Source organism: Candidatus Aegiribacteria sp., assembly GCA_021108435.1.
In the GTDB taxonomy this organism is placed as follows: Bacteria; Fermentibacterota; Fermentibacteria; order Fermentibacterales; family JCC-6; genus Aegiribacteria.
This window is the reverse complement of the sequence record JAIOQY010000198.1, coordinates 1-18,166: the sequence shown is the minus strand read 5'-3', so window position 1 is coordinate 18,166 and position 18,166 is coordinate 1. Positions and strand designations below refer to the sequence as shown.

Sequence of the window (18,166 nt, the reverse complement as noted above, 5' to 3'; positions counted from 1 at the left end):
TGAAGATCCCATGAAAGTAGTACAGGAAATCAAGAAAGATAAAACATCCCTGCAGGTATCTGTAATCATTCCGGTATACAATGCAGCCAATACGCTTCGGCAATGCATTGAATCTGTGCTCTCCCAGACTTCCATCCCGGCAGAAATCATCGCAGTTGATGATAAATCTGAGGACGATTCCGCCGAAATAGTGCGTAAATACAAGGAAATTACTCTTATCTCGACTGAAAAGAACTCAGGTCCTGCTGTCGCAAGAAATCTGGGTGCTGCAAGATGCTCTAGCGAGATAATTCTTTTTATAGACGCGGATGTTGTACTCCCTGAAGACTTAATTTCTCATTTGTTGATCAATTTCGTGGAAAACAGGGAAATAACTGCCGTGCAGACGCTCTATCACCCGATATGTCCGGCTGAAGATTCGGTTTCCAGATATCAGAATTTCTACTACTATTTTTACGCTTCCAGGTGCAACCCTGAGGAATCGGCAGTCTTCTCCACATACTGTGTCGGAGTCAAAAGGGAAATATTTCTTCTTCTGGGAGGATTTGATACTTCTATTCCTGAACCTACTGTTGAAGATGAAGAATTCGGCTATCATCTTGTGGATGAGGGAGGAAGCATACTTCTGAATAGATCGTTGCAGGTTAAGCATCTGGCTGAATACTCGCTTAAGCAGTTTTTCAGAAGGCGTATCAGAATGTCCAGTGCTCAGATTAAGAATGGTCTGAGGAAATTCAGATCAAGGTTGATTGGTAGATACGCTTCAGTGAGGAACAGCGGCACGCATCACAATCCTGTTGTCATATTAAGCATCTTCCTTGTCTGGACGGCAGTTCTGACCCTTCTGTCAGGAGTCATTACCGCGCTGTGTGGTTCGGGCTGGCTCCATGGATCGATTCTTGCTGTGACAGTAATACTCATTCTGACCATTTTGCTCAACAGTCCATTTCTTATAGCTTCACGAAAGCTGTTCGGGTTCGTAACCATGTTAAGGTTCTCTGGGATGATACTCGTTGATATGATTGCCCTCGGAGCAGGGATTATAAAAGGAACAGCACAGTATATCACCGGGCGAAAATACTGAGAATGTGATTGTATATTAAGAATCGGCAGGATATTTTTTCCTGAACAGCATCATCAGAAGAGAAATTGCTCCCCTGAAAACGGTTCTGACCTCATACCAGCTTCTAAGAGACCATAATCTCATAAGGATGTATCCAGGATCGAGATAAACTGTCCTGAATGCCCGTTTCCTAAGTTCAGCTATCTGTTTTGCGCTCATTGAGAACGGCTCAAAGGGAATTTCCTCTTTTAGCATACCGGAATCCGACATATCCCTTAGAACAACTCCATATTTTGTTGAGTTCTCGTAGAGTTCTGCCCCTGGAAAGGGTGTAATTGGAAAGAATTCAGTGTAGTACGATCTCAGCTTCCTGGCAAGACGAATAGTCTCAAGACCCTCCTCGAAAGTTTCTCCGGGAATTCCGAAGATGTATGTGCCGAAGGTTTTTATACCAACTCTGTGCGTCAGCTTGATAGCTTCTATGGATGTCTCTATTTTTATCCCTTTTCTGAGGGTATCAAGGTTCTTCTGTACTGCGGATTCAACACCGAAATTAATGCACCAGCATCCAGCCTTCTTCATGGTTCTGAGTAATTCCTCGTCTACACTGTCACCCCTGGCAGAGCACCACCAGGTGATATCAAGATCTCTTTCATTGATGAGACGGCAGATTTCCATGACTCTGGCTTTATCATGCGTGAACAGTTCATCCCAGAACTTGATTTCCTTTGCTCCGTATTCCCTTACATAAAGCTCAATTTCATCAACTACGTTTTCAGGTGATCGCATTCTAAGGCAGCGGTCACCCATGAGTCTGTAGCAGTAAAGGCACATATGGGTGCAGCCACGCGAACTTATAACCTGCATTACGGGAAGGCGCAGAACCTGGCCTGCGGAAGGCTGATATCTGTCAAGATCAACAAGATCAACAGCGGGGAAAGGAAGTTCGTCAAGGTTCTCTATCAGTCTCCGGGGCTGATTCTCAACGATATTCCCCTCTGCATCACGAACAACACACCCCTGGATACCTGCAGTGTCAAGGCCCTGTTCCCAGGCATTAACCAGTTCTCTAACAGTGTATTCGCCTTCACTGTGCACCGCTGAATCGAGTTCCGGAGATTCCTCAAGGCACTTTCTTCCAAGTGCGGATGGAGCGTGTCCCCCGACCAAAAGCCTGATATCCGGTCTGGCTGATTTCAGGTTCGTCAGAAGTTTCTTTGTCCGTTCCCAGAACATCGCTATTACAAAGGCACCTGCGATATCCGGTTCATGGCTGAGAATCCTGTCAGTAAGCTCTTCCTCCGACCAGAATGCGCCATCCTCAATGAAAACCTGATGTCCCGCCTCCCTCAGCACGGAAGCTACATACATCAAACCGGTGGGTGCCCATACACCAGCGATACCCTGAGTATCATGAGCCCTCATGTCAGCGAATTTCCAGTTTGGAACGAAAAGAACTACCCTCATTTTCCTCTCTTTAAGATACTAGTAAGTATAGTAACAGTATTATTTTCAACCTGGTTTGCCGCGGATATTTCCGTTACAGTCACAGGTATAAGACTTCTGATTAACGTGCCGAATATACATTGTGCAGCGTGTAACTGAAAGAAGAGATTACTATTTTCTCATGCTGTAGGAGGGTTCAAGAGCATCTGCGCGGGTTTCAGACCACTGCTCCATGTGAGATTCCCTTCCATCAAACCAGAACAGGTAATACTGTCTGTCAGGGTAGAGTTCCATGAAAGCTCGGTCACTCTCCTCCGTCTGGTGAGCACAGTATATGATATCTCCTGAGAGGTCAGGGGAATTCAAAAGTAGCCCGCTGCATATGTTTGGATATCCATGCTCATCTGCCTGCATAAAAACTACTGCGGGTATCTCCACAACTTCAGAGGCCATTCGTGAGGGTTCCCGGTCTATTGCCTGCCAGGGACCAGATCTCAGGGAAATTTCTTCCGGAAGGTAGGTGAAAATTGTTATGCAGAATAACCCGGCGATTACAAGGACAGCGAAATTACTCCCCCTCAGGCCGAACTTAGTCGTATAGTATTTAATGAAGATAGAAATCCCCAATGAAGACAGAAAAATGAATATGGGGATCATGGTGAAATAATGCCTCGGACCGTAGGCTATAGCAGGAGCGTAGTGTGCCACAAGAAGGAGAGCAAGTATGGCAGGGGGAACAAAAAGCCATCTCACTGTTGATGTTCGAAGACCTTTCCAAAATGCGATCAGAATAGGAACGCCTGAGATACCCGGCCATCCGAAAAGGGCTATGCTGCCAATAATGAACTGGTGTGCTACGTTCTTTATTCCCTTGAAAACAGTGTGGTCGAAATTCCCGTAAACAGGGTAATACGCTCTTCCTTTCCCGAAACCAACCAGGCTGCCTCCCCTTGCCAGTTCGTAGGTTGTGTGCAGGGGATTTCCGGTGTAGTACCAGTTCGTGGTGAAAAGAAATGCAGCAGGCAGGAGTGATCCGGCAGCCATACAAAGAAGATGTCGAATCCCCTTTTTTCCTCGAAGAAGCAGAAACACGGTAAGGAAAAGCCCCCATGCGATAATAGGATACGGCTTGGTTGTGAAAGCGGTTCCCAGTAGAAAGCCTGAAATTATGGATAGAAGAAGTCTGTCTTCCTTCCAGCCCTTTGAAAGAAGCAGAAGACCCCAGGTTACGAAAAGAAGATTAGAATTGTGTGCCATATAGGTAGGTATCATGAGAAGGAAGAATGGGGACAAAAGCAGGAGAATCACACAAACTCTGGCATACAGTTCGCAGGACCAGGTTTTTACAAGAAGGTAAATACCCAGAAGAATAAGTATCCCTTCAATCGGACCAAGGAGCCAGGAAATACGCAGCAGTGTAAAAGGAGCCATCGCAAGTGCATGGGTTGGAGTATACATGATGAACCACATGCCATTTCTGAAAATGAAATGCCTGAAAGGAAAGTAATTCCTCGGGTCAGACACCCCTGGCACAGGAGCGGAAAGATTGCCCGAAGCAAATACTTTTGACTGGAAGAAGTAGGCAACCTCATCACCACCTTTGGGAATTTCCTCCAGCGCGTCAAGGGCTATCCAGATGGAAAAGATCAGAAGCAGCAGCATGGCGGCAGCGCAGAAAAGGGCAGAAGAAGGACGCATGATAAGATAACGCAGTTTTCCAGCAAGATCTTTTTCCGTCTGACCTGAATAGAACAGTGAGATGAGGATAACAGAGGGAACCAGTAGCAGAAGCTGAACAAGCTTATCCAGCGGACCACTTGATCTGATACCGGAGAGAGAGTAAGCGATAAATAAAGCAAGCAGAATAATACCTGGAATAAGGGGAATAAGTTTCTTCAAATCAGATTCCGTTCCGCTTTATAAGAACCTGATAGAAGGAAAACAGGATCGCAGGCAGCAGCAGCATCAGATCGGGAAAAGTGACTGCAGCTGCTTTTAGTCCGCGTAAGCCTCCATCCTTGAGCATGGCAGCCCAGAAAAATCCATGGCTAACCACCACAGACAGAATTCCAGCACTGGCTGCAACAAGTCCCAGAGGTTCACCAAGAGAATACAGAAGAAACCCCGCCGGGATGAACCAGATCAAAATGCCTGATAAAAGAACACCGAGCATTTCAATCGGTTTTGCCATTGAAACCGACGGGACTCTGGATTGGTCCTTCATATTCCGCAATAAAAGGCAGGTTTTCGTCCTCATCATCATCCATTCGTATCTCAGAAATTCAGTAAAAGAGTATTGCTTGAGATGATATATCTGAATTTCAGGAACAAGCAGGATTTCCCCCCCATGACTGATAAGTCTTGCAGCAAATTCCGCATCTTCGACAGAAGCACCTGAAAAACTTTCGTCAAATCCTCCAAGTTCATTGAACAGAACTCTTTTAACCGCGAAGAAGTAAGTTGCACACCCTCGAACGATCTCGGACCTGATTCGCCTGGTGAAAGTATAGTGATAGTAGTAATTCTTGTAAAAAGTGGAAGCATCGTTACCTGGCGCAGTCTTTCCATATATTGCCTGTATTCCCTGATATCCCAGGGACATCTTGTCTTCAAACAATTTCCTCCATCCCTCTGGAGGGATCGCATCGCTGTCTACAAACAGAATCCATTCATTCAAAGCGAGAGAAGCCCCTGCATTGCGTGTACCGGCTGCCCCGGTTGAATGATTGCTGGATACATATTCAACCCGCTCTATTTCATTCGCGATTATTGCCGAACCGTCATCTGAACGGTCATCGGCTACAATAAGCTGATCTCCATCAAGCAATTCAGGCAGAATGGATTTCAGAACACGTAACAGAGTATCTTCAGCGTTATGAACCGGAATTACTACACTGATATTCAATAGAATCCAATCTTCGCAGAGAAAACCAAATATTCAGCGCAATATATACTACCGGTATCAATTGAAAAAGAGCGATTTCTGTTAGTGGTAGTATATCTCCCTTTACATTACTGGAAGAAGTCGTAAGAATATTACCAGGCGGTAGAGCACCGCCATGCAAACCGGACGAGATTCCGGGACGCAAAACCACGGGTCCCAGCCGCTGTTTGGGGACAGCGGAAGGACAGCCGGGTTGCCGTTTGACCATTGCAAACCGGAAGGAATTCCGGGACGCAAAACCACGGGTCCCATCTCGGAAAACCGGGAAGGACAGCCGGGTTACCTGACGTCCGTTCGGGGGAAACCGCCGGCGGATTGAGGAGGTGCTCACTATGAGGTGGATACCACTGCTTTTGGTTGCACTTCTACCGTCGGTTCTGCTGGCAGGCGTGACCGTATCGACCACCCCAGCCAATGTTGACAATTTTGTCACCATTGCGCGAGAGGCTATGGATGACGGGAATTACGTTACTGCTTTTGCTCTTTACGAATGTGCTCTTCGAAGAGATCCCCACTCTTCAGCAGCTCTTGCAGGTCGCCTTGCGGCAAGGGCTCATATGGAGGAGTACAATGTAATGGAGCTAATGGTAGCTTCACGCTGAGAGCAGACCGTCAGTGCATGCGGGACGGGCTCTTCGGAGCCCGTCCTCCATAGGGGAAAACTGGAGGGTACGTCCGGAGAGACCAGCATTGATATTTATCAGATAGAATTATCTTGAACAGCATGTATTCCAGCCTGAGTAAACCCAGGAATATCAATGCTGCGTATAAGGTCGCAGTATCGATCATTTTCGGAATGATCGGATTCGCGCTTAATTTCAATACAATCAATTTCGCTTTCCCGCCGTATACAGCGACTGTGCTGATAGGTTTACTGTTCCCTATGCTTGTAACGCAGGCATGGGGGTGGAAATACGGACTGCTGTCAGCTATAACCGGCGGATGTCAGTCAATGTGGTGGCTTTGGGGACCAAGCAACGGGTATGCCATATTTGCAATCGTTCCTCCATTTACCTTATGGATTGTCTGGCATGGAATATTCGCCGGCATTCGCGAAAAAACAGGGAACCGAAAATGGTGGCTGAACAAGTATTTTGTAGAGATCCCTTTCAGAATATTGTCCTCAGTCAATCTTCTAACACTTACCAGGTGGGTTGTATCAATGAATCCGCCACCCTGGGGCTGGGCTTCAGCCTCACCCGCTACAGTCCCAATTGAATTTTCGAGATTCGTAGTCATAAAGCAGGCTGTTGTTGGCTATATCATCCTTCTCCTGGCAGATGTACTGCTGCATTTTGGACAACCAAGAAAATTCTTCGGACTCAAAGAAGATACCGATAACTCAAAATCTGTTTATGCTATCAGCATAGCTCTGTTGCTTGGAGTCCTTTTCTGGATTGCTGACAGCATTGTGGGGTCAATCGCATTTCATTCAGGTAATTCCTTTCTTGATTCTCTGGCAATGAATATTCCCCCGCATGACCTGTATATACGTATGTTTTTCATACTCGCCTGTCTGGCGGGAGGACTCCTGGCATCAAAACATATATCCAGGCAGAGGAAAAGCGATTGCGCCCTGCGTGAAAGTGAACGCAAGTATAGAAATTTACTTGAGAATCAGAGCGAAGCTGTTTTTCGCATATCTCTGTCTGACGGGAAGTTCGATTACATATCTCCGGTAGTTTCGGAAGTTTTCGGATATTCAATGAACGAAATCCTCGATACACCTCTTTTCATAATGAAAATAGTACATCCCGACTTCAGAGCATCAATGGAGCGTCATTGGCATGACATTATGAATGGTGAATTGATTCCGTCCTTTGAATACAAGGTTATCAATGCCGATGGACACGAGGTGTGGATACTTCAGTCAAACAGCGCTGTTTACGATGATAAGGGGCAGATGAGCGTTCTTGAAGGGATCTGCAGAGATATAACCGAACAAAAACGTACTGAAGAGGAACGGGAACTTCTACTCAAACGGATACACGAGCAGGCTCTTCAGATGCAGCAGACAATCGACACGGTTCCAGAGGGAATGATACTGCTCAATGAGGATTATGAAGTGATTCTTGCCAATCCCGTTGCCGCGGAATTCCTGAGTCTGCTGTCGGATTCAGCGGTTGGCGATATACTTGATAAGATCGGGAACCATTCTATGAATGAACTTCTTATTTCACCTCTCACTGAATCATGGCATGAAATCAGATATGAGAACAGATATTTCGAGATCATTGCACGACAGATGAAAAAGGAACCCGGTCCTCAGGGCTGGGTGATGGTGGTCAGAGAAGTAACTCAGGAAAGGGATAGACAAAAACAGATCCAGCAGCAGGAACACCTTGCTGCTGTTGGTCAGCTGGCTGCAGGTATAGCGCATGACTTCAATAATATAATGGCAGTTATCTCTCTCAGCACAGAAATGGGACTGCTTTCATCTGACGCTCATTCCGATATAAGAGAGAATCTGGAAACGATTTCCGGTCAGGCTGACAGAGCGGCACAATTGATCCAGCAGCTTCTGGATTTCGGCAGACGAGCCGTTCTGGAACGCCTGCCGATGGATCTTCTGCCCTTTTTCAAGGAACAGAAAAAACTTCTTGAGCGAACACTGCCGGAGAATATCAAACTGAAACTGAATTATGGAGCGGACAGATACTGGATAAACGCTGATCCGACAAGGTTACAGCAGATAGTCCTGAATCTGGCAGTCAACGCAAGAGATGCTATGCCGGATGGAGGAGAACTGAATTTTAAAATGATGCTTCAGAAGGAAACGGATAGCATCGGTTGTCCGAAGTGTAAAGAGACCACTGCCGGAGAATGGGTACGTATAACAGTGAACGATACAGGTTCCGGAATACCATCCGATGTACTTGGACATATTTTCGAACCATTCTTCACCACAAAACCGACGGGAAAGGGAACCGGACTTGGACTGGCACAGGTATTCGGAATAATCAAACAGCATGAGGGCCATATAGAAGTAGCATCGACAGAAGGGGAAGGAACCTCATTTATTCTTCGACTACCTCTCCTGAAGAAACATTATACGGAAAAATCGAATCGGAATAAGCAGTCCGATATCACCAGGGGTCATGACGAGGTTATACTGGTGGTGGAAGACGACAGGATCGTTCGTAAAGTTCTTGTCAGCTCACTGAAAATGATGGGTTATCGGGTTGTGAAAGCTGAAAACGGCCATGAAGCTCAGATAAGACTGGAAGAACACCCTGAGATAGAATTGATTCTGAGTGATTTCGTAATGCCGGAAATGGGTGGACGAGCATTATTCAATCAGCTGAAAGAACAAGGCTCGAATATTCCGATCGTGATGATGAGCGGTCATCCGATGGAGAACGAACTCGAAGACCTTCGCTCAGAAGGATTAGCCGGATGGATACTCAAACCCCCGACTATAGAGAAATTGTCCCTGTTACTGGCAGATGTAATGAGAGAAAATAAGCATGGTTAAACAACAGGATCTACAGCAATGACAGAAGGAAATCTGACCTTGCCATTCTCCGTCTGATTGTTCTCTATCAGTGCGGCGATGATTCTGGGGAGAGCCAGTCCCGAACCGTTCAGCGTGTGGACGAATTGAGGTTTACCGCCATCCAGGGGTTTGAATCTGATCTTTCCCCGTCTGGACTGGAAATCCCTGAAATTTGAGATGGAGGAAACTTCCAGCCACTTTTCCTGTCCCGCAGACCATACTTCGATATCGTAGCATTTCGCCGCCGCGAAGCTGAGGTCTCCAGTCGAAAGAACAGAGATTCTATAAGGGAGTTCAAGAAGACTGAGCATCTTCTCGACATGAGAAACCATTTCTTCCAGAGCTTCTTCAGACCGGTCAGGATGTTCGAAGCGCACCATTTCCACCTTTTCGAACTGGTGAACCCTGTTTAAACCTCTGGTATCTTTCCCGTAGCTTCCGGCTTCCCTTCGGAAACAGGGAGTGTAACCGACTATCGAAACCGGAAGCACACTTTCATTCATAGTAGTGTTTCGATAGATATTGGTGAGCGGAACTTCTCCTGTGGGAATCAGGAAAAGATCGTCTTTTTCAATATGGTACATATCATATTCAAGCTTCGGGATCTGTCCGGATGTTGTCATGCTTTCCCTGTTTGCCAGAAAGGGAGTCCAGATTTCTTCCATTCCCGCCTCAGAATGAAAATCCATCATCCAGTTGATGAGCTTTCTCTGTAAACATGCTGCCCATCCTCGCAGAAGGATGAAATTTGCTCCGGCTATATCCCCGGAGGATTCCTGATCAAAGAGGCTGCCGAGGATTTCCCAATGAGGCTTAGGCTTGAAATCAAATGATGGTCTTGCCCCGGAAGTTCTGATAATTTTGTTGAAGGATTCATCTTTACCTACGGGAACATCGGGATCTGGAATATTTGCAAATTGGAGCTCAACCTCTGCCATCTCTCTGTTAACTGCTGACAGTTCTTTATCGATCTGTCCGATACTGTCACCCACTTTTTTGCTTTCAGCGATCTTAGTATCAGCCTGTGAACCGCTCTTCTTTAAAGAGGAAACTTCCTGTGAAAGTTCGTTTCTCCGTCTTCTCAGACTTTCAGTTCTGCCCAGCAGGTCTCTTCGTTCCTCATCGAGCAGAAGCCACCTGTCAATAGGGCAGGGTTCTCCCTTGTTCAAGGAGGCTTCCCGGACCCTGTCCGGTTCGTTTCTCAGTAATCCCCTGTCAAGCATTGTATCCCTTCTCCTTTTTCATCTTATAGCATTGAGCGAGTGCGAAAGTCAGAAATGTGGAATGAAAACCAGCAATCCCACAGCCAGAGCGCCCGCTGCTGCAAGAAGAACCGCTCCGGCAGCAAGGTCCTTGGCTTTCTGAACATTATCATGCCATTCAGGTGCTGTATGATCCGCCAGAAATTCCAGGGCGCTGTTCATTGCCTCTGCGGAAAGCACCATCGCAACGGCAATAGAAATAAGTGCCCATTCAAGCAAATCCAGTCCGACAATAAATCCGAGGATAAGGACACTTATGAGAGCGAAGACATGAATCCTCGCATTCATCTGCGTTCTAAGCAGCGTGTTGATGCCTCTGAAAGCGAATTTGAAACTCCTGAATCTCTTCTTCATTTCAGAAATATACTCCAAAACCGTTTGAAGTACTCCAGCGAACCATGACCACAGGCTGCAGCCCCGGATCATCCGGAGGATACTCGCTATGAGCCTTGGTTACAGCAAGTCCAGCAGCAATACCAATAGCTGCCCCGGCAATAACATCGGAAGGATAATGTTTTCCAAGTGTAATCCTTGACAGAGCGGTGAATCCAGCGACTACAGCTGCTGGAATTCCGGCTTCCGGTCCGTACCTGTCCCAGATGATGAAGGCAGAACAGGCTGTTCCGGCTGAGTGTCCGGAAGGGAAGCTTCTGGAATTACTGCCGTCAGGGCGAACTCGACCGGCGCCAAGCTTCAGTATGCCGGTAATGCCATAGGTGATTAGCAGACCCTCTGTAAGCATCTGACCTGTTTCCTCGGTATTTTCGGAACCGAAGGCAGCTGATACAGCCCATAGTACAGATGTTCCGGCGAGAAGAGGGAGACCCAGAGCCACATCGCAGCCTTTCGAGCAATCCTTGAGAAAGCCGTCTCCCATGAATCCTTCATAGCCTTTACTGTCTTCAAGAAAGTATGTACCCGTGGCGATTGCTCCTCCGGACGCAAAGGTGATAAGAGGACCTGAGGAAAACAGATCACGTAAATCTCTGCCCATAAAGCGGAGGAAATCATCACCTGCGGTGTTCGAAACCATAATAAGCAGCAGAAAGAACAAAAGAACCGCTCCTGAGGAAGAGTTATGCTTTTTCAGCATAGAACTCCTTTATGGAATCGACCACTTCATTCAGTTCTGTCTCGGTCAGTTCGCCGAAGACGGGAAGGGAAATAACCTCTTTGGATGCATTCTCCGAAACAGGAAAATCTCCCTCTTTGTACCCCAGACATTCAAAACATTCCTGAAGGTGAAGAGGAAGCGGATAATAGACAGCACAACCTATTTTACGTTCACGAAGCCAGGCAAGAAGCTCATCACGGTTTTCAGCTCTCAGGGTGTATTGATTGTATATTGACCATGCTTTCTTCCGTATAACGGGAGTCTTTATCTGCTTCACGCCCTTAAAAGCACTCCTGTAGAAATTCGCGTTTTTTCTGCGTCCTTTATGCCATTCTTCAAGATGGGACAGTTTTACCCTGAGGAATCCCGCCTGCAGAGCATCCAGCCGGGAATTAAAGCCTACTTCCCTGTGAATGTATCCCTGCCCTCCATGTTCTCTAAGTCTGACAATTCTCTCCGCGGTTTCATGGTCACTGGTTGTTACCATCCCTCCGTCTCCGAGAGCGCCGAGATTTTTTGAGGGGAAGAAGCTGAAGCAGCCCGCTGAACCAAAAGAGCCAGCCTTCTTTCCATCCCATTTTGCGCCGACTGCCTGCGCGGCATCCTCGACAACGGGAATCCGCCAGTCATCGCAGATAATCATAATTCTGTCCATTTCAGCCATCTGACCGAACAGATGTACAGGCATCACCGCTGCAATTCGCGTACCGTTGCTCTTATCAACGATTCCTCTGTTCGTAACAGCGCAATTACTTCTAAGCCAGTCAGACAGGAGATCGGGATCCATGTTGAAGGTATCGGGCAGAATGTCAACAAACACCGGAATGCCGCCAGCACGTACAACAGCTCCTGCGGTTGCGAAGAAAGTGAAGGGAGTTGTTATTACATATTCTCCAGGCTTAACGCCTGCAGCCATAAGAGCGAGAATAAGTGCGTCAGTACCGGAAGCGCACCCAACAGCGATTTCCGTTTCGCAGTATTCTGAAAACTCTTCTTCCAGGGATACCAGTTCAGAACCTTTAATAAATGCTGAAGTTTCCAGCGCTTTATCGAAGACCTTACGGAGATCTTTAACTATAGGTATGTGTTGTCTGCTTATGTCCAACAGGGGAACTGCCATTTGCTTATCCTTTCGAACGCCAGATGTTACTTTACGGCTTCAGTGAGCTCCTGCTCCAGTCAGAACTACTTTCAGGGTTCTGGCGAGAATTTCCAGGTCGAGAAAGATTGACTGGTTCTCAATATAGAAAAAATCATACTTCAATTTGCTTGCCACGCTTTCCAGATCGGTATCGTATTCGAGCTTTACCTGAGCCCATCCCGTCAGACCCGGTTTGATCGTAAGCCGTTTCTGGTAAAACGGATACATTATTCTGAGTTCTTCAACGAAAGCCGGCCTTTCAGGGCGAGGGCCGACAATAGACATATCTCCCATGATTACATTCAGCAGTTGAGGGAATTCATCAACTCTTGATCTGCGTAGAAGACGGCCTATGGAAGTTATCCTTACATCTTCTTTATCGGCCCAGACGGGACCGCTGTGCTTTTCAGCGTTATGAACCATGCTGCGGAATTTGAAAACCTTGAATATCCTGCCGCCTTTGCCCACTCTTGTCTGACGATAGAAAACAGGACCTCTGGAATCAATCTTTATGGCAATTCCTATCAGTATCCAGAAAGGGAGACCGATGAGAAGAACTATAATACTGATGAAGTAATCCATGAACAGTTTAACAAGCCTCTGCCAGAAACTCAATCTTTCAGGAAAGATTTCCATGAATGGCTGTCCCATTATCTGAGTGCTGTGAACATGCCCTGTAACAATATCAAAAAGATCGGGTACGACCTTCACTCTGATACCAGCTCCGGCTGCCGGCAGAAGAAGAGACAGAATATCATCGTGAAAATTGGACGCAATGGTTACAAGGAGTTCCTGAACAGGATGCTTTTTCAGGATTTCCGGAAGTTGTTTTACAGTGCCTATAATCCGCTCGTCCGAAACGGTCTGCTCGATACTGATTTTCTCCGGATCAATAAAACCGACAACATTGTATCCCAGAGCGATATTTTCTTCAAGGTACTGCTCCAGAAAAAAGGCGGCCATACCGGTTCCAACAATTGCAGCATTACGCCTGAGTAAACCCTTCTTTGCCAGCTTTCTCTCAATCAGTCGCACACAGCCTCTTGCAGTGAACACAAGCAGAATCAGAAGAATGTAGTAAAAAACAATAATCCATCTTCCAATCGAAGCTGAAGGAGAGATGAGAAAGGCGCCGAAAAATAGAATTATAAAGCCTGTCGTGACAGGTTTCATGACCAGCTTCAATTCGTCAGCCCAGCTCATGTCCCAGTGGTGTCTGTAGGATCCGGATGCGGCGAACATGAGCCACCAGAAGGGAATGGATGCTACTCCACCGGCGAACATAACATGACCGGACATGAGAATTACATCCTGGAAAAGACCCGAATCGAATTTGATCCAGGCCGCGAAGATGAGAGAAACGAAAACGGCTACCGCGTCAAATCCCATCCCGAGCAGCAAAACCTGTTTTTTCAGCTGTCTTCCTCCATGGTTTTCTATTCCCACATCTCTACTGGATTACCTGCCAGGGTTCTGAATATACCATCAATCGAGGCAATGTTCATAAGCCAGAAGTAGTAAGGGAAAAGAAGTCTCGGCGGTAACCTCTTTTTCAGGAGTAATCCGGCAGCCGCAAGAAGGTGAAATGAACACATCAGAAGAAAGACAGTCGTGTAAACGGGAGGACCAGCCAGAATGCCCGACAGAATGGTTGAGCAGAGAATGAGTATACCGGAGAACCATCTCAGCATTTTATGAACAAGGAGCTGCAGAAAAAGAAGAACTTTCCCCTTCTTCAGAGCTTTTCCCATCAGTAGAAGACAGCTTATCACCATCCAGCTGACTATCCTGACCATTCTACGGTACTGGCTGGAATCAGAAGGAGAAGGCTCCACAGCGATAGCCCGATCATTGAATACACATGAATATCCCTGAACTCTTGTCATGACCGCAAGTTCGAAATCATCCGCTCGATTAGGAGATACGGGCATGAAGAGATTTCTTCTAAGTGAAAAAATAGCACCTGTTGCTCCCAGAACGGCACCGAGTCTTGAACAGAGCATCTTAATGGTTTTCTCGTATTTCCAGTAAGTGCTTTCGCAGGTGGTTCCGTCCAGACTGTTCATTCTCGATCCGTCAACGCATCCTACTCGTTGATTACCGTAAGGCAGGACAAGTTCCCTCACGGCATCGGACGCGAACTCGGTATCCGAATCCGTGAAGACAATGATATCATTGCCTGAGAGCTTGAGCAGCTCCTGTATTATCAGAGATTTACCTATTCTCTCCGGACTGCGGAAAAGGATGACTTTGTTGCTCGCGAATGTCCGAACGATTTCGTCAGTTCTGTCATTGGAAGAGTCAGAGCCGATCAGTATTTCCAACCTGCCGGGATAATCCTGTGCAAGAAGGTTTTCTATTCTGCGGGCAATGACTCTTTCTTCGTTTCTCGCTGCGACCAGAACACTTACTGAAGGCCACTCCACAGGTTCAATCCAGGGGGTCTTCCTTCTGAATAAAGCTGAAAAGCACAGAAAAAGAGGATAGATGAACCAAGAAACTGAAGATAGACCGAGAACGATCCAGAAATAGGCAGGGTTCATACCCTTTTCTCCATTTGCTTACTTGAATTTTTCCTTCTGAAGAGGTGTTTCCGGAAAGTGACAAATGATCTGAAAGTACGTCTTCCTTCCGTAAAAGGGTGCCTGATACTCTGCCAGGCCTTGTATGCTAAATATGTCGGTCGAAGATAGAAACGCCTCCTGGCATTATCACACCACTCGACCAGTTTGCAGGAAGGCAGATTCGGGAGATCTACTACACAGTCGTGCAGCCCTTCGGAAGTGACCCATCTGTCAAAACTTCCGGTTCTCAGATATCCATGTTCTTTATACGTGCGATAGAGCTCTGTACCTGGATACGCCATCACAGGAAAAAATTGAGCTGTATCAGGCGCGAGTTTGACAGCCATCCTGAAAGTATCCTCCAGAGTAACGGAATTCTCGCCGGGATTGCCTGCCATAAAGCATCCATGGACAAGGAGCCTGGCCCTGTGAGCCCTGATGGCGAACTCCATATTCTGTTCAACTGTAATTCCCTTCGACACACTGTTGAGTATTTCCTGGGAACCGGATTCATAACCGACGATAATAAGCCGGCATCCTGCGGCTTTCATCTTTCTCATAGCGTCGAAAGAAAGATCTGCGCGTACATTGGCGGTCCAGGGAATCCTGTTTTTGTTCCTGATGAGAGCTTCTGAAACTTCCTCAACCCTTGAACTGTTTATGGAAAAAGTATCATCTTCTATAACGATTTCCTGAATCTGAGGGAAATACTCACCGAACAGACCGAACTCCTCTGAGACATGGAGCGGTGATCGGACTCTGTACTTCCCGCGGTGCATCACCTGGGGCCAGACACAAAAGGTGCATCTGTATGGGCAGCCCCTGCTTGTAATAGTCATTACACTGGGATACCTTGCAGCGGCGAAAAAGTAATTCTCCGGCTTCAGATGCTTTTTATAGACATCCGCGAGAAAGGGAAGTGAATCCAGATCTGCTATCATTTCTCGGGGGCCGGTATTTCTTATTTGTCCATCGATTGAAAGAACAAGTCCTGAAACATCAGAAAGATCTCTGTTTCGCTGCAGCTGATCAGCCGCAGCAACCAGAGTCGCGTCGTACTCTCCCGTAGCCACTCCGTCGAGAGAAGGCGCCAGCCTGAGGCTTTGTTCGGGAAGAGCGCTTACATGAGTACCCACCAGCAGCACCGCGGCAGAGGGAAGAGCTTTCTTCAGCATTGAGGCAATTCGAAGGTCGCTGTAGATGGAAGGAGTTGAAGTGTCAATTACTACCAGTCCCGGATCATATTCTGTAGCTCTCAGCAGAAGGCTATCCCTGGAAATACCCTCCGCAGGGCAATCCAGGAAAAGCACTTCATGTCCGGCGCACTCCAGCGCTCCAACTCCATGAGCCAGCCAGAAGGGCCAATAGAGAGTTCCGCTCTTGTTAATTGCGGGAGAGCGGGATGTTCGTGAAAACCTTCCATTCAAAAAAGGTGGATTTACAACGACTGTTCTCAAGTCTTACCAGCTTTCTTTCGAATCAGTAATCCTCTCTGCGTCTGCCGTTCACGAAACGCCATGCACTAGGGAAAAGGATCGCGGCAGCGGCAATCTTGGCAGTATCACCGATAATGAAAGGAATGACACCGGCATCGATCACCCTGTCCCATCCAACAAAGCGGGATAACCAGACAACACCAGGAACGTAAATGGCTACAGATCCCGCAAGCATGGCGAGAATAGTCGTTGATACCGATCTGTCCCAGCCTTTCTCGCAAAGGGATCCTACCGTAAATGCGGCAAAGGCGAATCCGACGATGTATCCTGCTGTAGGACCGGCGAAAGCTGTCAGACCGGTGGCACAACCCGCGAAGACGGGCAGACCAATGGCTCCGAGGGAAAGGTAACCCATCACGCAAAGAACACCGCGTCTGCTCCCGAGCAGTGCCGCAATCAGAAGGATACCGAATGTCTGACCTGTGATGGGAACCGGATACGCCGGGATTTCCAATCGGGCGCAGAGGGCGATTACAAACGTACCGAACGCAATGAGCAGCATATCCTTCAATATACCTGCTCCAGGAACAATTCTGTCAATCAGAACTGCTGTTGAACTGTAACTTTTTTCCAAGAATTCACTCCCGTTTCAGATGGTCTATGTTAATTATCCTGAGTTAAGGGTTTCTTCATATCGTTCGAGACTATCTCTTCCAGTTTAACTGTCAGATTCCGGGCTGTCCTGCTCCAGGAGAACTTACCCGCCCTGACGACAGCCTTTTCCGAAAGGTCCTTTCTTAATTCCGGCTGTGATGCGAGAAGAGCCATTCCACGCATGATATCAGTAACGGACTCCGGGTCAACCAGGATCCCCGCAGAACCCACCAGCTCCTCGAGCGATGTTCCGGATGAAACCACGACCGGAGCCCCGCTCGCCATAGCTTCGAGAGCAGGAAGTCCGAAACCTTCCTGAAGTGAAGGCATGACAAGCCCGAGACATTTCAAGTAAAACTCTTTCAGCTCGGTGTCTGAAATATGTGATAATACTGTAATACTGTCCGCAGCGGAGCAATCTTCCACATCCCTCATGAAATTCCTGAAAGCTCTATCCTTTCGGACAACCATAATTATTTTCGGGAAAGCGGGATTAATGGCTTTGAGTCTTGAGTATGCGACCACCAGACGAGTCAGATTTTTGTATGCCCGCGCATTGCCGACATAAAGAAGAAAATCTTCTCTCTCATTCATGTTCATCGTATCGGTCGGGAAAAGATCCTGCCCTTCACCAGTGACAAAGGGCTTGTCTGCTGAATCCGGAAAGATTTCATCAAGTATCTTGAGAGTTGTGTTCGACGGAACGGAAACAGCGTCAGCATGACGGATGGACCGTTTCAGCTTCTTCCTGAAAACCATTCGGGATAGAATATTCCTGACAAGATTGTTTCCGAAGTACCCAGGCTGGTTTAGAACAAGAAGGTCATGAACGGTAATTACCGTTGGAGTTTCAGGACAGGGACCGGCCATGGAAAGATTGAGATAGATATCTGCCCCGATGGAATCGATAAATCCGTTCAGGTGTTTATTCTCTCCGCGGGAGAAACGTCGAACATCGGAGAGAAGGCATGTAACATTTATACCTTCAAGATGCATAACAGCATTCCGATTGACGAGTACGCTGTAATCCCAGTCAGGTTTTTCTC

15 protein-coding genes and 2 riboswitches are annotated in these 18,166 nt (G+C 47.1%); of the genes, 3 read left to right on the top strand and 12 right to left on the bottom strand.

The annotated features are described in order from the left end of the window. Positions 1-10: 10 nt before the first annotated feature. Positions 11-1,084: a glycosyltransferase gene (locus tag K8R76_11750; GenBank protein ID MCD4848849.1), complete on the top strand. Its 1,074-nt coding sequence runs from the start codon at positions 11-13 to the stop codon at positions 1,082-1,084. 15 nt (positions 1,085-1,099) lie between these two features. On the opposite strand, the gene K8R76_11745 is transcribed toward K8R76_11750, so the two are convergent. The 3 genes from K8R76_11745 to K8R76_11735 form a co-directional block, all read right to left on the bottom strand. Next, positions 1,100-2,530, bottom strand: a complete 1,431-nt coding sequence (locus K8R76_11745) for a B12-binding domain-containing radical SAM protein (protein ID MCD4848848.1) — start codon at positions 2,528-2,530, stop codon at positions 1,100-1,102. 150 nt (positions 2,531-2,680) lie between these two features. Beyond that, on the bottom strand, positions 2,681-4,408 hold the full coding sequence (locus K8R76_11740) for a hypothetical protein (protein ID MCD4848847.1): 1,728 nt from the start codon (positions 4,406-4,408) through the stop codon (positions 2,681-2,683). Position 4,409: 1 nt separating this feature from the next. After that, positions 4,410-5,414, bottom strand: coding sequence for a glycosyltransferase (locus K8R76_11735; protein MCD4848846.1), 1,005 nt, complete (start codon positions 5,412-5,414; stop codon positions 4,410-4,412). A gap of 145 nt (positions 5,415-5,559) precedes the next feature. Continuing rightward, positions 5,560-5,654, top strand: a riboswitch (cyclic di-GMP riboswitch). Then, a riboswitch (cyclic di-GMP riboswitch) is annotated at positions 5,655-5,740 on the top strand. It begins immediately after the preceding riboswitch. Between the two features lie 45 nt (positions 5,741-5,785). On the opposite strand from K8R76_11735, the gene K8R76_11730 reads away from it, so the two are divergent. Both K8R76_11730 and K8R76_11725 read left to right on the top strand, forming a co-directional pair. Next, entirely contained in the window at positions 5,786-6,055 is a 270-nt protein-coding gene (locus K8R76_11730; GenBank protein MCD4848845.1) for a hypothetical protein, read from the top strand. 113 nt (positions 6,056-6,168) lie between these two features. Next, positions 6,169-8,928 carry a PAS domain S-box protein gene (locus tag K8R76_11725; GenBank protein ID MCD4848844.1) on the top strand — a complete coding sequence of 920 codons (2,760 nt, stop codon included), beginning with the start codon at positions 6,169-6,171 and terminating at the stop codon, positions 8,926-8,928. Here the strand turns inward: K8R76_11725 and serS are convergent. From serS to K8R76_11680, 9 genes are all read right to left on the bottom strand, one after another. After that, positions 8,925-10,172 carry a serine--tRNA ligase gene (gene serS, locus K8R76_11720; GenBank protein ID MCD4848843.1) on the bottom strand — a complete coding sequence of 416 codons (1,248 nt, stop codon included), beginning with the start codon at positions 10,170-10,172 and terminating at the stop codon, positions 8,925-8,927. The two genes, K8R76_11725 and serS, sit on opposite strands and share 4 nt — an antisense overlap. 48 nt (positions 10,173-10,220) lie before the next feature. Further along, positions 10,221-10,565 carry a diacylglycerol kinase family protein gene (locus tag K8R76_11715; protein MCD4848842.1) on the bottom strand — a complete coding sequence of 115 codons (345 nt, stop codon included), beginning with the start codon at positions 10,563-10,565 and terminating at the stop codon, positions 10,221-10,223. Position 10,566: 1 nt separating this feature from the next. After that, the gene (locus tag K8R76_11710; GenBank protein ID MCD4848841.1) at positions 10,567-11,304 is read right to left on the bottom strand and encodes a phosphatase PAP2 family protein; all 738 of its coding nucleotides are present in this window, start codon (positions 11,302-11,304) and stop codon (positions 10,567-10,569) included. After that, positions 11,288-12,445: a DegT/DnrJ/EryC1/StrS family aminotransferase gene (locus tag K8R76_11705; protein MCD4848840.1), complete on the bottom strand. Its 1,158-nt coding sequence runs from the start codon at positions 12,443-12,445 to the stop codon at positions 11,288-11,290. The genes K8R76_11710 and K8R76_11705 overlap by 17 nt, the downstream gene beginning before the upstream one ends. A 39-nt stretch (positions 12,446-12,484) precedes the next feature. Next, positions 12,485-13,912, bottom strand: a complete 1,428-nt coding sequence (locus K8R76_11700; GenBank protein ID MCD4848839.1) for a sugar transferase — start codon at positions 13,910-13,912, stop codon at positions 12,485-12,487. Continuing rightward, positions 13,903-15,009: a glycosyltransferase gene (locus K8R76_11695; GenBank protein MCD4848838.1), complete on the bottom strand. Its 1,107-nt coding sequence runs from the start codon at positions 15,007-15,009 to the stop codon at positions 13,903-13,905. Before K8R76_11695 ends, K8R76_11700 begins: the two co-directional genes overlap by 10 nt. Continuing rightward, positions 15,006-16,487 carry a radical SAM protein gene (locus K8R76_11690; GenBank protein MCD4848837.1) on the bottom strand — a complete coding sequence of 494 codons (1,482 nt, stop codon included), beginning with the start codon at positions 16,485-16,487 and terminating at the stop codon, positions 15,006-15,008. The genes K8R76_11695 and K8R76_11690 overlap by 4 nt, the downstream gene beginning before the upstream one ends. Before the next feature lie 22 nt (positions 16,488-16,509). Next, positions 16,510-17,028, bottom strand: a complete 519-nt coding sequence (locus tag K8R76_11685) for a biotin transporter BioY (GenBank protein MCD4848836.1) — start codon at positions 17,026-17,028, stop codon at positions 16,510-16,512. A 101-nt stretch (positions 17,029-17,129) separates the two neighbouring features. Then, positions 17,130-18,166 (bottom strand): glycosyltransferase family 4 protein (locus K8R76_11680; GenBank protein MCD4848835.1); only part of this gene is annotated, 1,037 nt, incomplete at its 5' end.